This window comes from Rhizobium sp. NFR12 (assembly GCF_900108545.1).
In the GTDB taxonomy this organism is placed as follows: domain Bacteria; phylum Pseudomonadota; class Alphaproteobacteria; order Rhizobiales; family Rhizobiaceae; genus Neorhizobium; species Neorhizobium soli.
The window spans coordinates 231,402-252,818 of the sequence record NZ_FNWM01000003.1 but is presented as its reverse complement, the minus strand read 5'-3'; the positions used below and the strand labels follow the sequence as shown (position 1 = coordinate 252,818).

The following is a 21,417-nucleotide window of genomic DNA, read 5'->3' as shown; positions in this document are numbered from 1 at the left end:
GAATGCTCATTCTTCCGGCCGGTGGACATTCCGGCCGCAGTTGATCGGGATCACACTCTTCGGTTCGTCTCTATCGATGCACGCTTTCTCCCGTCAAATTCTTCCTGTCCGATCTCCTACCGCACAACAGTGAAAACCGAGACTTCCTCGCTCTTGCCTTTGACGAGGATGCGGCCGAGCTCCCTCACACCGCTCGTGTCGGCCAGGCTGGCCGCCGTCCCTGCCCCGATCAATAGTGAGACGCCGAGGTTCTTGGATTCCCCCTCAAGACGTGCTGCCAGATTGACGGCATCGCCGAGCGCGGAATAGTCAAAGCGCCGGGTCGAACCCATGTTGCCCACGACGCAATCACCCGTGTTGATGCCGATGCCGATACGCAGCTCGTGATGCGTTCGACCGGCGATCTCCGCCACACGCGCGAGCTCGGCGTTCAGGCTCTCCATTGAAGCGAGCATTGAGAGCGCGGCTGAAACCGCGTGATCGGCATGGTGGGGATCGTCGAGCGGCGCATTCCAGAATGCCATCAGGCAGTCGCCGATATATTTGTCGATCGTTCCCCCATGGGAGAGCACGATATCCGACAGCGGCGTCAACAGCCGGTTTATCAGCTCGGTGAGGTGTTGAGGGTCATCCTTTAGCTGCTCGGCGATTGTCGTGAACCCGCGGACATCGCAGAAAAGGACGCTCAGCTTCTTCTTCTCGCCGCCAAGCTTCAAACGGGTCGGATCGCTGGCCAATTGAGAAACAAGGTCAGGCGATAGGTACTGAGCGAACGCTTGCGTGATTTGGCGACGGCCCGCCCGCTCCTTCGCGTAATCGAGCCCCGCCTGCGCAGCGCTCATGCTGAGCATCGCCAAAGCGGGTGAGACCGGAGACACAAACACCCTCCCGAACCGCAACGCCGCGTAAGCTCCACCCAGCATCACGACAAGCGCGACACTGTTGTACAACACGGTTTTCCAACCCGTATCCTTGCGGACCAGCAGCGCCCCGATGACGACCGCACCAAACAGCAGAAGTTGACGCAGTGCCTGGTCAGCTTCTGTAACGGAAGATCCCAGTCTTATGTTGTCGACGATCGTCGCCTGGATTTCAGCGCCGGCCGTCAGGTGACCGGTGTGGACGGTGTAGGGTGTTGCATAAGCGTCCGCTCCGCCCTTCTCCACCGTCGCTGCGGTTTGAAGGCTTAGACCGACCAGAACGATCCTATCCTTGAAAAACCCATCGGGCAGGAACCGCTCCGGCTCGAGCGCCTGGTAATAGGAAACTGTCGGGTATGTGCGGGCTGGCCCGTAAACCTGAAGCAGTTTGTTCGGCACTCCCAGAGGAATTTCGAAACCTGCAGCAGTCGCAACCGTGGCGGCGAAGCCATCGTCATAGGGTGGCAGACGACGCAGAACGCCGTCGCGATCAAGCGTAATCGAGGCAATGCCCGTCAAAGCATAGGCGTCACTGAACATTTGCAGCGGCAGAACCCGCACGAACTGATCCGCCTGCGCAGACGTCACAAGCGTTTCGTCACCGGCGAGCACGACGTCTGGTCCAAGCGCTGCGGCAAGGGCGGCGTCGTCTCCCGGATTGGACGGCTCCGCGAAGATGATGTCCATGCCGATCGTCTTGGCACCGGCCGCGCGCAACGCCGTGATCAGTCTTGCATGCAGGCCTCGTGGCCACGGCCACTGGCTCTGGATTTCGGCGAGAGAGGGTTCGTCGATCGCAACGACGATCGGGCTGTCCGAGGTAAGCGGCAAAGGGTTGAGGGTCGAGAGATAGTCGAACGCACGGTTGTCGAGCAGCGACCAAGCTGGAAGCTGAGCGATCAACGTCAATGCGACGTAGATTATCAGTGACAGCGCCGTGAGCTTTAGCTGCCGAGACCGGAGCATGGGCCCGCCGCGGGCATTCGACCGACTACCGGACATCTAAAAACGAACCTTCAACGTACCCTTGAAGGATCTTCCCCATGCGGGAACGCCGGCGTCGACTTCGAACTCTTCGTCGAGCAGATTGAAAGCCTCCAGTATCAGCGCCATCCGCTTGTCGAGAGGCTCCCAGGTCAGCTTGCTGTCGAGCGTCCAGTAGTCACCAAGGCCAGTCCCGGCACTGCCTATCCGCTCGCCAATGTAGTTGGCGGCCAGCGAAACCTGGACATTGGCCGGATTGACATAGGTGAGCGCCAGCTGGCCTGCCCATTCCGGGATGAACGGCAAGGATGAGCCGGCGGGCAGGCTGCCGCCTTTTTCTTCCGTATCCGCGTAGGCGATCGTGGACGAGAGACCGAAGCCGTGCCCTAAGAGAAGATTGCCTGTCAGACTCGCCCTATCGATGCGTCCCTCGCTGGTGGTGAAGGGAACGGCTGTCAGTGGAACTGCGATCTGCATGTCGCGCACGTCCTGGTGCTGGAACTCCGCAGCCGTGAAGAACCGGTCTGTCCACTCGGCATCCCACCGAAGTGCGACCGTATCGGCACGTCCTTCGGGTGCAACGTCGAAAGCATTCGGCTGCAGGCCGACGACAGAGACCGGCGACAGCGTCGGCGTCGACAGATCCGTGCTGCTGCGCATCACGGCAGCGCGGAGCCACTGTCCCTCGACCGGTGACCAGGCAAGGCCGAGACGCGGCTCAAGGCGAACACCGTCAGATGCGTCGTTGCTGAGGTAGTTACCGAATACGGCGTACTCAGCCTTCAAGTTTGACTGGATCTCGTGGAGCAGATCGACATAAACGCTTGCGACGCTCGTGCGATCCGAGCTGCTGGCGGTCCCGGAAGCCCCGCCGATAAGGTCTTCTATCGTCTGTGTCTGGGATTCGGAGATCCAGCCACCTTCCAAACCATAGCGCCAGGTGAGATCACCCGCTTTGAACGTATGGCTTAGAGCAGCAATATAGGCATTTTCTTCATACTTATCGCGTTCGCGAGCATTTGGAATCGTCGGAAACGGAGTTCCAAGGTCGATCTCGCTGTACCGTGTGTCATTGCGCCTCGTGCCGCTGTGAAGAATGGCGGCATTCACGACATTCTCGTAGGCGAACGTGTGGCTCCAGCCCAAACCTCCGTTGCGGCTTCGGCCGACAATCTCGTCTTGCCGCGTTTCCGTGACGACGGGCAACGTTCCGGGGATCGTCACTTCTTGCTCGAAGGTACTCTTTGCATCGTTATAGTAGAATACGATGCGGTCGTAATAGGTCGGACTGGTGGTCAGGAAGACATTGCCGCCGAGCACCTCCAGCTCTGTCCCGATATCCGTGATCAAGCCGGCGTCGCGGGCGTCGAGTGACTTCTGCCATTCGAAATTGGCGTAGTAGCTCGTTGGGTTCGGGAAGTTCGTATAGCCCTGAATCTCTGCCTCGCCCGTCCCGCCGGTGCCTCCGCCCGCCGCAGTGAAGCCACCTCCGACAGATACTTCGAAGAACGGCCGGGTGAGAATGTCAAACCCGCGACTGGGAGACGAGATCAGTGTCGGCTCCAGCAGGAGCCCCTGAAGCGTTGATGAAAAAAATTGCCCGTTCGGGGCATTGTTGATGACGTCCTCACCATAGAGGTAGCTGTTCGCGAATGGGTTGACGCTGCCACGGATGCTTTCATCGATATAGGCAGCACCGGAAAACGGATCGAAGACGGCATCGCTGTAGAATTCGCCCCAGGCGTTCAGCCCTTGAAAGCGGAACGCACTGTTGAGAATCGAACCCGCCTGCTGGTTTGCGCCAAGCGACGTGTACTCACCGCCGCGCGCTCGCGCACGCAGGACGTAGTCTCGCGCATGTTGGATCGCACCCGGCGCATCATACTCCGAAATGGCCACCGACGCCCGAACCGCCGAGATGACGGGATCGTTGTTATCCAGTCTATCGGCATTGTCGATCGCCTGTTCTGCAGCGACACGGTCCCCTTTCTGGTAGTAGGCTGCGCCAAGGACGATCTGCCCCTGGGCATCCGCCGGATTGGAAACAGTGCCTGCGAGCAGGTCTTCGACCGCCTTGTCGGGCTCGCCTGTTTGGAGATAGTAGCGACCTCTCGCAATCAGAACCTGATCCAGCGCCGGATCCGCAGCCATGGCGAGATCGATCTCGCGCTTCGCCTCCTTCACCCGGTTTGTGTCCAGATAGAAGATCGCCAGATTCGAGTGCGATATAGGATCGATCGGATCCAACTCGATCGCCTTTCGAAGCGCTGCCTCTGCCTCTCGATTGGCACCTCTGGTCGAGTGGATGTCGGCGATCGCATTCCAGGTGGTGCTGCTTCCAGGCGTTACCTTCAGAACCTCGTAGAGATCTGCCAGCGCTCCGTCGTTATCGCCCTGGAACCCTGCCTTGAAATGAGATCGCGCCTCCAGCGCAGTGGGCTCATGCGGATCGAGAGACAGTGAGCGGTTTATCGCCTCCTCCGCCTGCTTGCGGTCATTCAACAACAGTGCGATCCAGCCGCGATAGGCCGGAAGCGAGGGGTCGGAGGGGTACTGTCGCTCCGCTTCGCGAAGAGCCTCGATCGACGCGTTCAGGTCCTTCAGGAAACCGACCGCATAGGCCCGCAGAAAAGCGGCTTCCGGTCCTCCAGCGCTCGGTGGCAGCGGCTCGACACGGCTTGGATCTGCCAGCGATCGTGCGTAATAGCCACCCCAGAGCGCGATCGCTCTCCTGCGCGGATCGAGGCGGTGAGAAACCTGCGCGAAAAGGGCCGCCGCTTCACCGTATTCCGCTTGGTTGGCTGCGATGATGGCCTTGATCAGGATCAGCCGGTCCCGTTGGGTCGACGGTAACTGCGTGCGCTCCAGCGCACCAAGCATCCCCATTGTCTTTGCCGGGCCTTCAAGCGACAACTGCGCTTCCGCCAGATCGACCAGGTCGGCGGTCGAACGTTTCTCAGGTGGAATCGCCAGAATCCGATCGGCATTTCGGCGCATGTCTGCAAATGGGACCGCTGCTGGCGGCATACGCTCGAACGCTTCTCGCGGTGGAAGGTAGAACAGCATTTGTTCGCGGTCATCGGACTCGACGATAACCACCTTGCGAGGCGCCTGACCCAAGGTGGCTGCTGCCGCCTCACCCGCACGCACGTCGACCATGCCTTGTGGATTGGCGAGTTGCACGACCCCGTCGAGGACCGTCAGCGACGTGTCGTTGCCGCTGACCGTCATGGTCCAGTCGGTCCCTCGAATAGCGGCAGCCGCTGCGGCCGTCTGGACCTGTACGCCGGGCCCTCCGCGCTCGGCCCGGGCCCAGATCGTTCCTGACTGAAGCTGCAACACCGTGTCGGAACTCGTCTCACTGGTGATCTGCTTCACGACCATCGAGGTGTTGCGGCCGAGCCTGACCTGGGTACGGTCCGAGAAAACGATGGCGAGCTGGCCGACCGCGTTCGTGCGCAGGATATCGCCGCTCATCAGGTCTTGTTTGAGATCGACGGACCGCCAGTCGGACACGTCAATAAAGCGGACTTCCTCGCCAGTCTTACGTGCGATGACGGCCCCAGCTGCAGTACCTGAGCGCGGAACGGGCTCCGCACCCGCAGGCTCAAGTGCAGCCGACAACAGAACAGCCGTCGTCAGCGACAGCACTGTTGCTGCCTTAAAAAGTTTCACTCTACAATCCGGCATCCCCCGCCGCTCCACCCTTAAGCAACTAAGTGTCGTAGTCGCCCTAGCAAGACTATTGAATAGCCGCCAGAGTCTTATTAGAGAGGATACTTTGTAAGCGGAGAATTTTCACGTGAGTGACTTTGATAGCGCACCTACGGAGATGCTTGACCTGACCATGGCGAGCGGTGAGGTGACGGAGGAGTACATAAACCACATCCGAAAGATCAACGACGTCTTCTATGACCAGATTAAGATAGCTGACCAAAAGGCCGCCTATATCTTCACGTTCATGCTGGCTTTCTTGATCTCTTCTGCGGAAGGGCGAAGTGTGTTCGACTGGGCGCTCTATGCAAAGGCAGACATTCCGGAGGCATTGCTTCGCGCGATACTGGCCTGCGCGTCAGTCTTTTCAATCATTTGCGCAATCCTGGTTGTCCTCCCCCGCAACATCCCCCGCTCGACGTCTCTCTTCTGGGGAACCTGGCCGCATCATCGCCCGCTGTTCGAGCTCGCTGCGGCGAACCGCGATGTCTCTTACCTGTTCAACGAATATCTCGATAACGCCGACATCCTGTCGCTGATCTCGCGCCGTAAGTACAAGTGCGTGTCGTTCGCCTTCCGCGGACTGGTCCTGACCGTCCTCGCCTATGTCATTCTCCTGCTGGCGACGCAGAACATCCGCTAATCACGCCATCTTGTGGCGATGAGCAGTACTCAACCCCGGTCCTGTTCATCGTCACATCGGCACGGCTGCGGCACCCACCAAGCGACCGCGGAATCGGTCTTTCGAAAGAGGTCGATCCATTCCGTTTCTGACGTCGATTTGGATCAGGTGTGATCGCCGCTATGCCACATCGTGTTGGTGTCGATCTCGGACCGATGCGAGGGAAAGTCTTCGCCGCGGTAGCTGATCAGCAGCTTGAACAGGTCGCTGCGCAGCCTTTTGCGGGGTTCGAGACGGTGCTCGATCTGACGCGTCAATGCGGCCTGCATGACCGATAAAGCTTCGACAGAGGTTCCTTCGGCGATGATGACAACATTGACCGTATCAGGGTCGGTCGCTTCATCTTGCTCGAAAACCTCGTACACCTGGTTGGGCTCGGCGAGTGCGACCTGGAAGCCCGTTATGCGGGTTTGGGTCATCAGCTGGCGCAGAGTTTCTTCCATCATCGGTATTGATGCATGGGCCTTTCCGCTTTCGACAGAATAGGCCTGCACGAGTGTTGCGCCGCCGATACCGCTTCCAGCCTTTACAGCGATCTCGCCTGGGATCCGCAGCACGCTCGAAAAATGCTGCCGCATTTTCTGAGACCAGGGGGTCGGATTTCGCACAAGATCGAGATAGGACGGCTGCTCGATCACCTCGAGACTTTCAAGCTCGTAGAGGGTGAAATAGCTCTCTTTTTCGGCTGCCGAAACGTATCGGCTGGCGGCACGCATGCCGGCGACCGTCAATCGCTCCGGGACATGCTCGAATGTGTGCCAGGCGTCGTATTCCTCCGCCATGGCGGCGGGATAATCGTTCCAGAGCGCGAGAATGGCGGGGCTCATCAGGGCTCTCCCATGCGAAGGACGACCTTCGATGCGATACGGTCCTGCGCGGCCTGGAACCCCGTTAGCGCGTCCGACAGTGTGAGCGTGTGCGAAATCAGCTGTCGCATCAGCGGCTGATTGGCGTCAAGAAAGGCAATGACGCCGTCCCAGTCGGCAGCAGGTGCCCGGTAGGAGCCGCGGATCTGCTGATGCATGCGCACGACGGCTGTGAGGTCGATTTCGGCTGGCCGAGGGTGGATGCCGACAACGGTGAAGATCCCGCGCTTCTTAAGATACGGGAGCGTGGCGCTGACGAGCGCGGGTACGCCGGCCGCCTCGATGATCGCGTCGAACGGCGCAAGGTCCGCCAGGGCGCTCGCCATGTCTGTCTTCGCCGTATCGATCAGTTGCTCGAAACCGGCCGCGCGGAGTGCATCCAGCCGCGGCCCGTCATCGCGGCCGATCACTACGACCTTGGCACCTATCGCCCGTGCCATGATGGCGATGCCCTGCCCGATGAAACCCGGACCGATCACCAGAATGGTTTGCCCCGACTGGACCTCCGCAGTCGCGACCGCCTCGGCGCAGACGGTCATCGGCTCTGTCAAAGCCGCGACATCCATGTCGAGACTGTCGGGAAGGACGTGGCAGTTATGGTAGGGCACACACACGAACCCTGCAAATGCGCCGTTGCGGCCGATGCCGATGCCTTTGCGCGCCGTGCAATTGTCTTCGTCGCCGCGAAGGCAGGCATCGCAACGGCCGCAGGTGGTAGAGGGTCTTGCGGTAACGCGGGTGCCGATAATCGTTTCCGACAAAGCCTCCCCTACCCGTTCGATCGTGCCCGCAAACTCGTGGCCAAGGGTGACGGGCATGGCGCGCTCCATCGACTCGTAACCCGGGGTCCACTCCGCGATGTGCAGGTCTGTTCCGCAGATGCCGGCCGAATGGACACGGACCAGAACGTCGCGCGGAGCAAGAGCTTCCGGCACGCCGATCTCGCGAAACTCCACGCCTTTGGCGGGCCGGACCTTTTGCAATGCCAGCATGGTGTCGTTCCCTTCGATAATATTTAGGTGTTCAGCCGCGCCAGCTCAGAAAGCGCTTTTCGACCTGCCCGATTACAAAATTCACGAGCAGTCCCATGACCGAGAGGATGGTGACGCCGGCAAAGAGCTTTTCCAGGTCGTAGAGCGAGCCGGCCTCGAGGATGTAAGAGCCGACGCCGTATTGCGCACCGAGCATCTCTGCGGCAACGAGAAGAATGATCGCGATCGAAATCGAGACGCGCAGACCCGAAAGGATGGCCGGGAATGCCCCGGGCAGGACGATCTTGCGGACGATCGACCACCAATTCAGCCCGAAGCTCTGGCCCATGCGGATCAGCGTGCGATCGACGTTGTCGACGGCTCCATAGGTGGCAACCACGGTTGGCGTAAACGTGCCAAAAGCGATCAGTGCGTATTTCGACATTTCGTCGATGCCGAACCAGATGACGAACAGAGGCAGGAGCGCGATCTTGGGGATCGGAAACAGCGCGGCGACAAGCGGGACCAGTCCGGCGCGGACATAACTGAAAAGACCGATCAGCACACCGACCGCTATGCCGACGCTAATGCCCATGAACGCACCGACGAAAAGCCGCTGCAGTGAAGGCAGAAGATGCTTCCACAGCAGACCCGTCTGCCAAAGCTGGACAAAGGTATCGAGGACCGCCGAGGGCCGTGGCAGCGTCAGGTTCGAGATGAACCCGCTACGGGTGCCGATTTCGGCGAGCGCGATCAGAACGACAAAGACTGCAATGCCGACGCCCTGCACCGGGATCGGCGCAAAGCCGCCACCGCGGAACGATACGGTCGATATCTTTCCTGTTTCACCCTTGCTTGATGTCTCTACAGGGCTGGAAAACGAGGTGACGTCAGACATTGACCAACTCCTTGTCGGCCGCCATGGCCTCTTCGCGCATCAGGTCCCAGAGCTGCTTCTGTTTTTCTTCCAGTACAGGATCGCCGAGATGCCGATCCGACAGTGGAATGTCGATATCGACGATCTCGCGGATCCGGCCTGGCCGGCGGGACAAGACGACGACGCGGTGCCCGAGCCGGACCGCTTCGTTGAGATTGTGGGTTACATAAACCGAGGTGAACGGCTGGCGCGTCCAGAGCGAGATCAGGTCATCCATCAGCAGTTCGCGGGTCTGGCTGTCGAGGGCTGATAGCGGTTCGTCCATCAGCATGACTGCGGGACGGACCGCAAGCGCCCGGCTGATTGCCACACGCTGGCGCATGCCGCCCGACAGTTGCTTGGGGAGCGCTTTGCGGAACTCGGAAAGGCGGGTGCGATCGAGAACATCCGTCACGATTTCGTCCATCTGACGTCCGCTCAGCCCATGGTCCTCGAGGACCAACCGGATATTGCCCTCGACCGTGCGCCAGGGCAGCAGAGCGAAATGCTGGAAGACGTATGTCAGCGGGTTGAGCGAATCTGCCGGCGGATTGCCGACCTGCAGCACGTTGCCGGAGGTCGGCCGCTCCAGGCCACCCAGGAACCGAAGCAGGGTCGACTTGCCGCAGCCCGACGGTCCGATCAGGCAGATGATCTGCCCTTGCGGAATGTCGAGCGAAATATCCTCCAGAACCTCGACGGCTCCATAGGAGTGGCTGATGTTGTTGAGCTTCAGATCCATGGGTACTCCAGGCAGGCCGCAGTGCTGCCGCGGGTTCGACCGGTCAGATAGTCTTGACGTAGGACGTATCGAACAGCTGTTCGTTGGTGATCGCGTCCTTGACCATGCCTTCGGACTTGAACCATTCGAGCTGTTCGACACAGCTTCCAAGCGACAATGCGAGGCCCTCGTTGACGCGCATGGCGCCTTCGATCAGGTTCTGCTTGGCCGTTTCGAATGGGCTGTCGCTTTCCACATATTTGTGGACGATCTTGGCCAGGGCGTCGCGCTCGGCGTCACCTGCCTTGTTGTCGACGAAAGCAGCGTTGTAGTCGGCGATCGCCCGCGAATAGGCCTTGACGAAAGACGCGGTCATGTCGCGCTCGTTGGCGGCGTTTTTGGTCGAGGTAAAGGCGGTCGTCACCTGGTAATCCGGTGCGTAGTCCGACACGAGGCCGATTTGCTTGGCAGCGCCTTCGCGGATCATCTTCTTGGCGACATTCGGCTGAATGGCCCAGGCATCGATCTGGCCCGTGGTCAGGGCGCCGACGATTGCGCCAAGCTTCTGCAGCGGACGCAGCTGGATGTCGGACAGCTTGATGTTGTTGGCTGTGGCAATCTTGTGCGCCATGAAATGGAAGGAGGATCCGGCCGTTGTGATGCCGAAACTCTTGCCGGACAGTTTCGAAGGGTCGGTGAGACCGGCCTCATAAGCCTTGTTCGACGCCAGGATGATCGCGCCGGTAACGCCCTTCTGTTCGGTCAGCGCGCCGCCGATAACCTTGATGGCGTCCTTTTGCGCGAGGCTGATCAAGCCACCGCTCATCGCGGTAACGCCGAAGTCGGCATCACCCGAAGCGATTGACACGGCCATTGGCTGCGCTGCTTCGAAGAACTTCAGTTCGATGTCCAGCCCTGCGTCCTTGTAGTAACCGCGTTCGAAGGCAATGAAGCTCGGTGCGTGGCTGGCAAGGTGAAGCACGGCGAGGTTACGGGTTGCAGCCCGCGCAGGCAGACCAAAAGCCGCAGCGCTGCCGAGTGCACCCATGCCGATGAGTGCCTGACGGCGATTCATTTGAAACTTCATGATTATCCTCCTCCAAGGACGGCGTTGCGTTACGCCAGTGCCCCTCATTGCCACTCACCGCACCAGAAGACAACAAACAATGATTATGCCTCCCATGCCTTCAGAGCATGTTATCCGGCCTCTCAGGGCAGCGGCGGCAGGGCTGACAGTCGTGCGGCGATGATCTCGATCAGTTTGCGCAGGTTGGCAGAGTGCGAGCGACGACGGTTCCACAGGACGGATATCGAGAACTGGGGTGCGTTGTGGATCGGTCGGATGACAAGATTGCTGCCAACCGGACCGAGAGTCGTGACGTAGTCGACAAGGACGATACCCATGGCTTCGTTCGCCAGCGCCAAGGCAGTGTCGGAAAAGCGCGCAACGGCACGGGTGTTGACCTTCAGTTTCTCGCGGCTGAGGAAACGATCAACGATTGTCTGATGGGCACCCCCGGCGGCAAAGCTGATGAAATCCACGTCGGCAAGATCCGCTGCATGGATGACGGGACGGGCCGCAAGGCTATGGCTCTTGGGAATGACGGCCACCAGATCGACGCGCCCGACATGTTCCCTTTCGATCAGCGGATGGTCCAGCGAAGCAATCGTCACCACCGCTTCACCGCGGCCGGTAATCAGATATTCCTCGATCTGGTCGACCGGCAGCACGTCGAAGAACAACTCGATACCCGGCACTTCGACGGAGAGCGTCCGCAGCGCCTGCGGAACCAGCGCCCGCGCCACGCTGGCCGTCGAGCCGACCCGAAACACGGCGGTTTCGCCGCGCGCGATACGGCCGATCTGCGTTCCAACACCGGTCAGCTGGCGGATCAACGGATCGATTTCCGCGTATATTTCCAGCGCCTCGGACGTCGGCACCAGCCCGTTACGATCACGGGCGAAAAGCGCGATTCCAAGCAGGTCCTCAATCCGGCGGATCGTGCGGCTGAGCGCCGGTTGCGATATGGTGAGAACCTTGGAGGCGCCGGTGATCGAACGCGCCTGCATTACCGCATGGAAAACCTCCATCTGGCGCAGGCTCAGCAATCCGTCGGTGGTGGCCGGCACCCTGTGCTGGTGGTCGTCGTTCTCAGCGGGCATCGGTGATTTTCCCAAGGAAGGCCAGCAACCTCTCGATCATCTGGTCAGCCGCCGTTTCGGGCAGCAGATGTCCGCCTGGAAGACCCTCGCATTCTACCGAGACCGCCCAGTCAGCCCAGATGTCGAGCGGCGTGCGTCCGCCACCGTAGAGCCGGCCTTGTTCGGAGAGCACCAGCACCGGCGCCTGTATCTTTCGACCGGAGTTGCGATCGGCAAGGTCGTCTGCCTCGTCCACCGACGCGCCAGCCCTGTAGTCTTCGCACATCGCATGACGGACCTCGTCACTGTCGAAGGCCATCCGGTAGTCTTCCAGCGCCGCAGGATCGATCAGGCGGATGTCGCCGGCCATCTTGGCGAGCGTCAAGTCGATAAGAAAACGCGGATCGGCCGCCATCAGCGTTTCAGGCAGCGGTGCGGGTTGCGCCAGCATGAACCAGTGCCAGGCGCCAAGCCCGAAAGCCTTGCCTGCCCCTTCCCACATTTCCGGCGTCGGCACGACGGTGACGGACACCAGTGCGCGCACCTCCTCCTCGAAATCGAGCGCGAGTCGATAGGCAACCCTTCCGCCGCGATCGTGGCCGACGACGACGAAGCGGTCGTGCCCAAGGGCTCGCATCATCTCGTGCAGGCTCTTCGCCATCCGGCGCTTGGACCCCATATCCATGAGCGTCCCGGTGACCCGGCTATTACCGTAACCCGGCAGGTCGGGCACGACCACGGAATAGGAAGCAGCGAGCACGGGCGCGATCCGGTGCCAGGCCGAACGGGTTTCCGGATAGCCGTGCAGCAGCAGGATGGCAGGGCCGGAGCCTGAGGTGAGGACGGCGAAATCGACATCAGCCGTCTGGACGCGACGGTCCTTGAACCCCGGGAACAGGGCGTTTGCCGGTCTACTCATCGGTTTTCGCTCCTGCTTGCGTGTTCGTCACAGCTGCCGCGATTTCTCGGAGCGCGGTTATTAGGCTGTCGACGCCTTTCTGTCTTGGACGACGGTCGCAGACGTGAACATAGGCGGAAACGCTGGCGCTGTTTTCGATCGGTATTGCCACCAACCCATGGACATCGCAGTCGATTGCCGAAAAGGCATCGAGAACGCTGATGCCGATACGTTCGGCGACGAAGGCGAGAGCGGCGTCGACAAAATGGACGTAGACCGCCGTTTTGCGCGTCTCGCCCCAGCGCTGATAGGTCTGATCGATCAGAAGACCGTGCGTCGTGGTCGCGCCAAACGAAATTAGTTGTTCGTCCGAAAGATCCGCTGGCCTGACGGACCGTCTACCTGCCAGCGGATGGCCAGCAGGCACCACGCAGACCAGGCCAGCGGTGGCGATCGGGACAGTCTGGATAACCGGATCGTTAACCTCCGCGATCGTCGCGACGCAGGCCCCTTGGCCAAAGAGGAGGTAGTCACGCACATCGCGCTGCGACAAGGAATCGCTGTAGAAAGTGCCGGCGGTGCCTTGCTGCTGCAAGCGCTTCAGTGCCTTCGGGATCAGCCGGGCGCCAAGGCTTGGCGTGGAGCCGAAGCGGAAGGTGGACGCGTCGCCCCGGGCAATCGAGTAGATGACATCGGACAGTATTTCCGACTGCTGATGAACATGCTCGACCTCGGCAAGAATGAGTTCGGCCTCCTGCGTCGGGACCAGCCGGCCGGAGATGCGGGCAAACAGCGCGATGCCGAGCTGGTCCTCCAGACGCTTGATCGCGGTCGACAGGCTGGGCTGAGAAACGCCGAGATGTCTTGCGGCAACCGTCAGCGAACCCGTCGCCATGATCGTCCGAAAAATCTCGATCTGCCGTTCCTTGAGCTTGGGGTTCGGCATCCGCCACGGGTCTCCGTCCTATAAATCCGGGTTATACCCTGGTTCGGAAACTGTATTGGCGTCAATACCCGCGGCCGCCTATCGTCGCCTTTATGCTCGCAACCGCAGTGAGCATCATCGATTGAGATCCATAGGATGAGCATTATGCGTGGTGGTCGATATGATGTCGTGGTGGTCGGAGGCGGTGCAGCCGGCATGAGCGCGGCGGTGGCCGCATCCCGGTTTGGCGCACGAGTTCTGCTCGTCGAGCGGTACGGCTTTCTCGGTGGCGCAGCGGCAAACGCGCTGGTGCTTGCCTATTGCGGCTTCTACCAGAAAGGCCCCGAACCGGTCTTTGCCGTGCGCGGCATAGGTGCGGATCTCTTGCACACCCTCGGCACGCTCGGCCAGGAGGTCGCGCCGATCAGGTCGAGCAGCGGCAACTGGATCGTCATGCTGGATCCGGAGGCAATCAAGTTCGGCTTCGACCAGATGACCGACGCTGCCGGTATCGACGTGTTGCTGCACTCTCGCGTGACAGCCGTCGCAACCGGCTCGGACGGCCTGACCGCAATCACCGTGACTGACCACGCCGGTTGCTACGAGATCACTGCCGCCGCATTCGTCGATGCCAGTGGCGAGGCAGCGCTCGCATCGCTCGCCGGGTTCGAAATGACAGTCAACAGCATGGCAGGCGACAAGGTTCAGCCGGCCTCATTGCCGGTTCGCATCGGCGGAGTAGCGCCAGGGGTTTCATTCGACCGGGCGCGGATGGCAGACCTGATTGCAAGGCACAACGAGAGCGGCGATACGCAAATCCACCGTGCAGACGGGGGCGTTATGCTGCGGCTTCCGACATCGAACGACTACTGGTGGATGACGATCGACCTCGACACGGACGGTTTGAGCGGCGCAAGTCTTGGATCAGCGGAACGCCAGGCACGACGAGAAGCGTGGCGAAACCTTCAGTTGCTGCGGCAGCTACCGGGCTTTGAAACGGCCTTCATCGCAGCGACCGGACCGCAGATCGGCATCCGCGAAACGCGCCGGACACGGTCGCGCAACGATCTGACCGGTGCAGCCCTGGCAAAAGGCGAGCGGCGCGAAGACGGTATCGGCCGCGCAGCCTGGCCGATGGAGGTTCACGAGGCGCCTGGGAAAGTTCGTTTCGTCGATCTTGGGGGAGAAGGATTTGCAGACATCCCGATGGGATCGATCGAGGCTGCCGGAGCTTCCAATCTTTTCCTCGCGGGCCGCGTCGCCGGGGCCGATCAGGCAGCCTATGGTTCGCTGCGGGTGATGGGAACCGCTTTCGCAACAGGGCATGCAGCCGGCATTGCCGCAGCATTGCGCGCCTCGAGCACCACAGTTTCGGCCGACGACGTGCGGGCAGCGCTTACGCTCCAGGGCGCGTTGATTTGAAATCCTGCAGGTTCACTGGCGGCCGGAAATCTTCGGGGCAACAATGACTTTGATCACCGCAGTGCCGGGGCCGCGTTGAGTTCAACACGGCCACGGCGTTTATCGTCGCGGAAACAGGAACCGTTTTACCCGCGAGCGCAAAGATCAGGGCTTGCAGGTCTGTACAGCGCCGGGGAGCGTGCACCAGTCGGCATACCAGGTGTCGAACAGCGTCAGCTGGGCTTCCACATAGCCGCGCTGGCTGTCGCTGAGCACGTCCGTTTCGATGAAGTTCAGCGCATATTCTGCGTCGCCCTTCAGGACCATCATGTGCTTGAAGTAGAGAACCAGATCCGGGCCTTCATCGAAGGAGGAAAGCACGCCGAGCGCTTCTTCCAGTTCCTTGGCGCGCAAGCGTGCATCCGCGTTACCCGTGGCCGCGGCTTTCGCGAGGTTGCACAGATGCAGCACTTCCCTGGGAAGAACGTTGCCGATGCCTGTAATGGCGCCGGTTGCGCCGCAATTGACGTAGCCGTGGTAGACGGCCGTATCGACGCCGATCATCAAAGACACGCCGTCATCGCGGCTGGTAATGGTTTCGGCCGCATAGCGCATGTCGGCCGGACCGCCGAATTCCTTGAAACCAACAAGGTTGGGGTGTTCCGCGCGAAGCGCGAAAAACAGATCGGCGCGCGTGGCAAAGCCGTAATAGGGGCTGTTGTAGATGACCGCAGGCAGGTCCGGTGCAGCGGACAGGATTGCCTTGAAATGCGCCTTCTGGGCGGCGATCACAGAGCCGCGCGACAGAACCCGCGGGATGACCATGAGACCGTTTGCGCCGACCTTCTGGGCGTGTGCGGCAAGCGCGACGGCAGATGCGGAGTTGATCGCGCCAGTGCCGACAATCACGGGGATGCCAGCCTCAACCAGGCGCGAGACGCCTTCCATGCGCTGCGCATCTGTGAGCAGGGGCCAGTCGCCCATGGATCCGCAATAGACCACTGCCGACATGCCCGTTTCGATCAACTGCTGTGCCTTACGGACCAGCGCGTCAAAATCCGGCATGCGGTTTGCGGTGCACGGTGTCATCAGCGCCGGAACGACGCCCGAAAATATGCTTGCAGTCACGGGAAGCTCCTTCGTTTCGGCGCACGGAAACGCGCCCCTGTCCCTATCGACGAGCAGCATAGCGTCTTCTTCAATCTTGTCGACAAGAAAAATACAAGGACCTACAGGAGGATGTCGAGCCTGTCATGGCGGGTGAGCAACCGCTCGATCTGGGCTTCGATCTGCTCACTGTGAGCGCGGCCGAGCCTGTCCGCGGCCTCGACGTCTCGCGCTTCGATCGCCGCGATGATTTCTTCGTGTTCGTCCACAAAGCGGGATGGCAGCCGATCATCATAGGATTGGTAGTAGAGACGCAGCATTCTCCGCCCTTCGCCCAGCAGACGCTCAAAGAAGCGCGCATAGTATTCATTGCGGCCAGCCGCAGCGATCGCCGCGTGAAAGTCCGCATTGGTTGCGATCATGGCCAAGGCGTCCTGGGCTTCGACAGCCGCTTTGAATTCTGCCTGATGAGCTCGAATGATGTCGAGGTCACCTGCCTTGTGGTGCTGCGCGGCGAGCCGCGTCGTGACCCGGTACATCAAACCCAGCGCATCGAAATAGGCGTGCATGCCGAGAAAGTCGATGTTCGACACCATGGTCGACCGGTTCGGCAGGGTCTCGATCAGCCCCTCTCCGGCAAGCCGCACCAGAGCTTCACGGATCGGCGTGCGCGACATGCCGAACCGCGTTGCCAGTTGAACTTCGTCGATCGCACTTCCAGGGGCGAGGCGAAGATCAAGGATTTCATCCCGCAAGAGGTCATAGACCTGCCTCGCGCCGGATCCCCTCTTGCGCTCCAGCGCATGATTTTGATTGCTGTCGTCCATGCCGGCACCCACAAAGTTTTTATCTGTCATTCATGCACTACTGCATCCTCTCCTCGTCGTCAGCCCGTCCGGCAATTCGAACGAAAGTCTTGACGACCGTCGACAGCAGCATATTCATCGCCCAACGCTACCGCTACGCCAACTGCGCACGCTCAAAGATCTCACCCCTCGCGTAGGCCCCGCCCGCCGAACAGCGCTTTCAGGAAAGTCCCAGCATGAGTGCCCCTGCCTACATATCGTTCGAACAGTCGCTTGCCGGTTTTGACAATATTGCTGCCGCGGTTCCGCCGATCTCGAAGGAGGAACTGAACGCGCGCATAGCCAAGCTGCAGGGGCTGATGCGCGACGGAGGCGTCAAGGCGGTCTATCTCGATACATCGACGAGCCTCACCTATTTTACCGCCATGACGCTCGGGGCGAGCGAACGCATGCATGGTGCGATCATCCCTTCGCGCGGCGCTCCGATCTATATCAGCCCAGCCTTCGAGGAGCCGAAGACCCAGACGCTAATCACGATCCCCGGCGAGATCGCGGTCTGGGAGGAGCATGAGGATCCGGCCCGTTTGGTCGCTGACCTGATCTGCAGCCTTGCCGCAGACGGGAACATTCTGGCCTTCGATCCGGCGACGCCGTTCGCATTTTCCAGCCCAATCACCACGCATCTCGGCGACCGCCTGACGGTTACCGGCGCCAAGGACTTGATTGCCCAGTGCCGGCAGATCAAGTCGGCGAACGAGATCGCGATCATCCAGGCCGCGATGACCGCGAGCCTTGGTGTTCACAAGGCCGTCTGGGAAGGTCTCTACGAGGGCGTGAAGACAACGGAAGTCACCGATTTCATTGCCGCTGCGCATGCCAAGCTCGGTATGAAACACATCTTTGCCGCTGCGCAGTTCGGCGAAGCGACCGCCTATCCGCACGGCGTTCCCTATGCGCAGACGCTGAAGGCGGGCGACATGGTGCTGATCGATCTCGGCGCGCATATCCACCGCTACTGCTCTGATATCACCCGCACCTATGTCTTCGGAGAGCCGACGGAACGGCAGCGCGAGATCTGGTCGCTCGAACAGAAAGCCCATCGCGCCGCCTTTGACGCGGCAAAGATCGGGATCGCCTGCGAAGAGGTTGATTTTGCCGCCCGCAAGGTGCTGACCGATGCCGGCTACGGTCCCGACTATCAGGTTCCCGGCCTGCCGCACCGAACCGGACACGGGCTCGGCATGGATATGCACGAAGACCCCTACATCGTTCGCGGCAACAAGACACCTCTTGCTCCAGGCATGGTGTTTTCCGACGAGCCGATGCTTGCACTATACGGCGAATGCGGCGTGCGCCTGGAAGACATCATCTACATGACCGAAGAGGGCCCCGCCTTCTTCACGCAGCCGTCGTCCTCTCTCGAGCGGCCGTTTGATTGACGAGGCGAGTCTATCCGAGGGCGTGAGCCGGGGCCGGCGTCACCTGTGTCGGCCGGCGCAGCCTTCTAGCCAGTCGTCATCCTGCGCAGAACATTTGTTTTCCAATAGAACTGGTGGACAAGAGCGCCCAGCACATGGCCGGAGATCAGCACCCATAAGGCGACTTTGAGGACATCGGCATGCAGTTCCCCTGCACTGCCGTAGCCAAGATAGTATGCAGCCATGCCAGTCAGCGGCATTGCGACGAGCAGAATGTAGAGCGCGGCATGCGCGGCTGTGGCAGCCATCCGAAAAATCGGGGGTTCCTGCGGCGGGGATGCCGGAACGCCACGGGTGAAGCGGATGATCAGGCGAAGCACGACGAGAGCCAGAATAGAAATGCCCACATAGGCGTGAATATTGGCACTTGCCACTTGGTCGGCAGAGGCCATCCCGTCTCGCTCCATACTCCGGTTCCAGTCGCTCATGCCATCGGGCAGGACGAGGTTGAAAGTGACGAGCGCAGCGGTAAGCCAGTGCAGGACGCGTTGAGATACGGAGAATGATAGAGGTCTAGACGTTGTCATTGGTGATCCTTCCATCGTGGTTGTCTCAGACGTCGCATGGGGCGATCGGATGGTGAGCGTCGAAGGGGCATTGGGTTTGATCATCGAGATCGCTTGGTGCGGGGACTTCAGCTTCACACGCACCGTTTCATTCCTTCGGTTGTCAGGATGATCGACTAGAGGCCGAAGCTGACATTGAACTGAAGGCGGTCAGGGTCATTTCCCAACGCCTGCCTCCGCTGCCATGACGCGGTCTCGAAGCGTTTCGCGACTGCATCAGGTAGAGAGACCCAGCCGCCACGACGTCCCGTTCCGGACGGCCCGAACACCGTGCCGGTCGCCGTGGAAAGGTTCATCCGCGGCAGCCGTTGCGGTCACGGATAGAGTTACACGGGGTGAAAGTCCGATCATTCAAAGCGTATGCGAAAGCAGAAAAAAACAGACGCCGTGTTCAGGGGAGTCAATCCAAAAGTTCGCGTAAGACGGTCGCGAGCTCCCGAGCAGTATGTGGTTTCCGCAACCATCGTCCTGACTGAGCCAGTTCTTTACCTGCGATGGTTGGCTCGGCGTATCCGGACGTGAACAGAACCTTTATCGTCGGCTTTGCCATCCTCACTTGATCCGCAAGCTCGTTGCCTGTCATGCCGCCTGGCATGACGATGTCGGTAAAGAGGAGCGAGATGTCATCGTGCTTTTGGAGGAGTTCGAGCGCCTGAATTCCAGTTGCTGCTTCGATGATTTGGTAGCCGAGGTCTGCAAGCCGTGCGACCACCACTCGACGCACCCTCGGATCGTCTTCGACGACCAAAAGCTTTTCCCGGCCTCGGGGCAACGGAGCGGTTTCTGCCGTGTCGAAATGCGTGATCTCTTCGTCAGCTTTTGACCGGGCGGAAGGCAGAAAGAGCCTGACGCTCGTTCCCTGCCCGGGCTCGCTGTAGAGCTGAATGTTTCCACCGGATTGCTTGGCAAAACCGTAGACCATACTCAAACCCAGACCTGTCCCGGCACCAAGGCCCTTCGTTGTGAAGAACGGGTCAAAAGCCTTCTCGCGAACCTCGGCCGTCATTCCCGAACCCGTGTCCGTTACTGAGATCAAGACAAAGTCACCAGTCCTTACCGACGGATAGGTTTTCGCGTAGTCAGCATCGAGTTTGACGCTGGAGATATCGATCGTCAGCCTTCCGCCTTTTGGCATAGCGTCGCGCGCATTTATCGCCAAGTTCAGGATGGCATTCTGAAGCTGCGATCCGTCGACCGAAGCCTCGATGGCCGCGCCTGATATAACCGTGCGAAGCTCAACGGCTTCTCCAAGGGTTCTGCGCAACAGGTCCGAAAAGCCGCCGACGAGTTGCCCTATGTCCACCGTTCTCGGATTGAGGCTTTGACGCCGTCCGAATGCGAGAAGCTGGCTTGTCAGTTTGGCACCGTCATCTGCCGCGCTTTGCGCCTCACGCAGGAGCACTCGAAGCTTTGGGTCCTCAAGCTTGTTATCGATCATTTCCAGATTGCCGCTGACCACGGTCAGGAGATTGTTGAAATCATGAGCCAAACCGCCGGTCAGCTGGCCAATTGCCTCCATCTTCTGCGATTGGCGCAGTTCTTCCTCGATCTTGTGTCGGCTCGTCAGGTCCCGGATGAAGCCCGTAAAGATCCGCTTGTTGCGGGTTGCTGCTTCGCCCACCGAAAGCTCCATCGGAAAGGTCGAGCCGTCCTTGCGTCGTCCGGTCACAACCCGGCCATATCCGATGATGCGCCGTTCGCCGGTCGTCAGGTAATTGGAAATGTAGCTATCGTGCGCCGCGCGGTCGGGGTCGGGCATCAAAACTTTGACGTTCAGTCCGCAGACTTCTGCTGCCTTGTATCCGAACAGCCGTTCCGCAGCCGCGCTGAACGACGAGATGATGCCCGCTTCATCAATGACGACCATCCCGTCAGGAACGGTATCCAGGATAGAAAGCTGGTGGGCCTCGCGCTCGGCGACGGTTTCCTGCATCACTTTCATCGCCGTGACATCGTTGTTTGTCTGGACCACGACCTGCTCGGCCGAGCCCAGCGGCGATAGAAGAACCCAGTGGGTCGCAATGAAGAGAGGACGGCCATCCTTGTGGTGATGGATGACTTCGCCGCTCCAAGACTGCGCAGCCAAGAACCGGTTTCTTTGCTCTTCAACAGATTCAGGGAACTGCGTGCCGAGAAGCTCGTGAACCTCTTGGCCAACGGCCTCAATGCGTGACCATCCGTAGAGGTTTTCGCATCCTGCAGTCCAGCTGCGGATGATACCATCCGTTCCGTGAACAATGATGTTTGCCGCATCCAGCAAGCCTGTAACAGCAGAAAGCTGTCGTTCGAGCTCATCTCGACTGCCTCTATATGACATAGC

17 protein-coding genes are annotated in these 21,417 nt (G+C 60.2%); 3 read left to right on the top strand and 14 right to left on the bottom strand.

Features of this window, described 5'->3' with window-relative positions; all coding sequences use genetic code 11:
* Positions 1-116: 116 nt before the first annotated feature.
* On the bottom strand, positions 117-1,886 hold the full coding sequence (locus BLW69_RS14580) for a CHASE2 domain-containing protein (protein WP_280141292.1): 1,770 nt from the start codon (positions 1,884-1,886) through the stop codon (positions 117-119).
* Positions 1,887-1,922: 36 nt separating this feature from the next.
* The gene (locus BLW69_RS14575; protein WP_244508840.1) at positions 1,923-5,579 is read right to left on the bottom strand and encodes a FecR domain-containing protein; all 3,657 of its coding nucleotides are present in this window, start codon (positions 5,577-5,579) and stop codon (positions 1,923-1,925) included.
* 127 nt (positions 5,580-5,706) lie between these two features.
* Between BLW69_RS14575 and BLW69_RS14570 the strand changes: the two genes are divergently transcribed.
* On the top strand, positions 5,707-6,261 hold the full coding sequence (locus BLW69_RS14570; RefSeq protein WP_062459905.1) for a Pycsar system effector family protein: 555 nt from the start codon (positions 5,707-5,709) through the stop codon (positions 6,259-6,261).
* Between the two features lie 143 nt (positions 6,262-6,404).
* On the opposite strand, the gene BLW69_RS14565 is transcribed toward BLW69_RS14570, so the two are convergent.
* The 8 genes from BLW69_RS14565 to BLW69_RS14530 all read right to left on the bottom strand — a co-directional run bounded on the left by BLW69_RS14565 (position 6,405) and on the right by BLW69_RS14530 (position 13,760).
* The gene (locus tag BLW69_RS14565) at positions 6,405-7,127 is read right to left on the bottom strand and encodes a hypothetical protein (protein ID WP_092662933.1); all 723 of its coding nucleotides are present in this window, start codon (positions 7,125-7,127) and stop codon (positions 6,405-6,407) included.
* Positions 7,127-8,158, bottom strand: a complete 1,032-nt coding sequence (locus BLW69_RS14560) for a zinc-dependent alcohol dehydrogenase (RefSeq protein WP_092662931.1) — start codon at positions 8,156-8,158, stop codon at positions 7,127-7,129. Before BLW69_RS14560 ends, BLW69_RS14565 begins: the two co-directional genes overlap by 1 nt.
* Before the next feature lie 31 nt (positions 8,159-8,189).
* Positions 8,190-9,035, bottom strand: coding sequence for an ABC transporter permease (locus tag BLW69_RS14555; RefSeq protein WP_092662929.1), 846 nt, complete (start codon positions 9,033-9,035; stop codon positions 8,190-8,192).
* A complete protein-coding gene (locus BLW69_RS14550) occupies positions 9,028-9,795 on the bottom strand; it encodes an ABC transporter ATP-binding protein (RefSeq protein ID WP_092662927.1) in 768 nt (255 codons plus the stop codon). Before BLW69_RS14550 ends, BLW69_RS14555 begins: the two co-directional genes overlap by 8 nt.
* A 43-nt stretch (positions 9,796-9,838) precedes the next feature.
* Entirely contained in the window at positions 9,839-10,861 is a 1,023-nt protein-coding gene (locus BLW69_RS14545; protein ID WP_092662925.1) for an ABC transporter substrate-binding protein, read from the bottom strand.
* Between the two features lie 122 nt (positions 10,862-10,983).
* Positions 10,984-11,937, bottom strand: a complete 954-nt coding sequence (locus BLW69_RS14540) for a LysR family transcriptional regulator (RefSeq protein ID WP_062459917.1) — start codon at positions 11,935-11,937, stop codon at positions 10,984-10,986.
* Complete coding sequence (locus BLW69_RS14535) at positions 11,927-12,835, bottom strand: alpha/beta fold hydrolase (protein ID WP_092662923.1); 909 nt, start codon at positions 12,833-12,835, stop codon at positions 11,927-11,929. The genes BLW69_RS14540 and BLW69_RS14535 overlap by 11 nt, the downstream gene beginning before the upstream one ends.
* Complete coding sequence (locus tag BLW69_RS14530) at positions 12,828-13,760, bottom strand: LysR substrate-binding domain-containing protein (protein ID WP_062459921.1); 933 nt, start codon at positions 13,758-13,760, stop codon at positions 12,828-12,830. Before BLW69_RS14530 ends, BLW69_RS14535 begins: the two co-directional genes overlap by 8 nt.
* Positions 13,761-13,895: 135 nt before the next feature.
* Here BLW69_RS14530 and BLW69_RS14525 point away from each other — a divergent pair, with 135 nt between their 5' ends.
* Positions 13,896-15,161 (top strand): FAD-dependent oxidoreductase, encoded by a 1,266-nt coding sequence (locus BLW69_RS14525; RefSeq protein ID WP_092662921.1) that lies wholly within the window; start codon positions 13,896-13,898, stop codon positions 15,159-15,161.
* A gap of 144 nt (positions 15,162-15,305) precedes the next feature.
* Here BLW69_RS14525 and BLW69_RS14520 read toward each other — a convergent pair whose 3' ends face one another.
* Together BLW69_RS14520 and BLW69_RS14515 are read right to left on the bottom strand one after the other, a co-directional pair.
* Positions 15,306-16,268: a dihydrodipicolinate synthase family protein gene (locus BLW69_RS14520; protein ID WP_092663450.1), complete on the bottom strand. Its 963-nt coding sequence runs from the start codon at positions 16,266-16,268 to the stop codon at positions 15,306-15,308.
* A 101-nt stretch (positions 16,269-16,369) separates the two neighbouring features.
* Positions 16,370-17,074, bottom strand: a complete 705-nt coding sequence (locus BLW69_RS14515) for a GntR family transcriptional regulator (RefSeq protein ID WP_062578394.1) — start codon at positions 17,072-17,074, stop codon at positions 16,370-16,372.
* 215 nt (positions 17,075-17,289) lie between these two features.
* Here BLW69_RS14515 and BLW69_RS14510 point away from each other — a divergent pair, with 215 nt between their 5' ends.
* Positions 17,290-18,492 (top strand): M24 family metallopeptidase, encoded by a 1,203-nt coding sequence (locus BLW69_RS14510; RefSeq protein ID WP_092662919.1) that lies wholly within the window; start codon positions 17,290-17,292, stop codon positions 18,490-18,492.
* A 65-nt stretch (positions 18,493-18,557) separates the two neighbouring features.
* Here BLW69_RS14510 and BLW69_RS14505 read toward each other — a convergent pair whose 3' ends face one another.
* Positions 18,558-19,058, bottom strand: coding sequence for a cytochrome b (locus BLW69_RS14505; protein ID WP_062578392.1), 501 nt, complete (start codon positions 19,056-19,058; stop codon positions 18,558-18,560).
* Between the two features lie 439 nt (positions 19,059-19,497).
* The gene (locus BLW69_RS14500; protein ID WP_092662917.1) at positions 19,498-21,414 is read right to left on the bottom strand and encodes a hybrid sensor histidine kinase/response regulator; all 1,917 of its coding nucleotides are present in this window, start codon (positions 21,412-21,414) and stop codon (positions 19,498-19,500) included.
* Positions 21,415-21,417: the final 3 nt, after the last annotated feature.

Excerpts from the sequence above, each read along its gene's own strand:
- BLW69_RS14580 (WP_280141292.1), bottom strand. The coding sequence starts at position 1,886 with ATGCTCCGGTCTCGGCAGCTAAAGCTCACGGCGCTGTCACTGATAATC.
- BLW69_RS14565 (WP_092662933.1), bottom strand. The coding sequence starts at position 7,127 with ATGAGCCCCGCCATTCTCGCGCTCTGGAACGATTATCCCGCCGCCATG.
- BLW69_RS14560 (WP_092662931.1), bottom strand. The coding sequence starts at position 8,158 with ATGCTGGCATTGCAAAAGGTCCGGCCCGCCAAAGGCGTGGAGTTTCGC.
- BLW69_RS14555 (WP_092662929.1), bottom strand. The coding sequence starts at position 9,035 with ATGTCTGACGTCACCTCGTTTTCCAGCCCTGTAGAGACATCAAGCAAG.
- BLW69_RS14550 (WP_092662927.1), bottom strand. The coding sequence starts at position 9,795 with ATGGATCTGAAGCTCAACAACATCAGCCACTCCTATGGAGCCGTCGAG.
- BLW69_RS14545 (WP_092662925.1), bottom strand. The coding sequence starts at position 10,861 with ATGAAGTTTCAAATGAATCGCCGTCAGGCACTCATCGGCATGGGTGCA.
- BLW69_RS14540 (WP_062459917.1), bottom strand. The coding sequence starts at position 11,937 with ATGCCCGCTGAGAACGACGACCACCAGCACAGGGTGCCGGCCACCACC.
- BLW69_RS14535 (WP_092662923.1), bottom strand. The coding sequence starts at position 12,835 with ATGAGTAGACCGGCAAACGCCCTGTTCCCGGGGTTCAAGGACCGTCGC.
- BLW69_RS14530 (WP_062459921.1), bottom strand. The coding sequence starts at position 13,760 with ATGCCGAACCCCAAGCTCAAGGAACGGCAGATCGAGATTTTTCGGACG.
- BLW69_RS14525 (WP_092662921.1), top strand. The coding sequence starts at position 13,896 with ATGAGCATTATGCGTGGTGGTCGATATGATGTCGTGGTGGTCGGAGGC.
- BLW69_RS14515 (WP_062578394.1), bottom strand. The coding sequence starts at position 17,074 with ATGGACGACAGCAATCAAAATCATGCGCTGGAGCGCAAGAGGGGATCC.
- BLW69_RS14510 (WP_092662919.1), top strand. The coding sequence starts at position 17,290 with ATGAGTGCCCCTGCCTACATATCGTTCGAACAGTCGCTTGCCGGTTTT.
- BLW69_RS14505 (WP_062578392.1), bottom strand. The coding sequence starts at position 19,058 with ATGACAACGTCTAGACCTCTATCATTCTCCGTATCTCAACGCGTCCTG.
- BLW69_RS14500 (WP_092662917.1), bottom strand. The coding sequence starts at position 21,414 with ATGTCATATAGAGGCAGTCGAGATGAGCTCGAACGACAGCTTTCTGCT.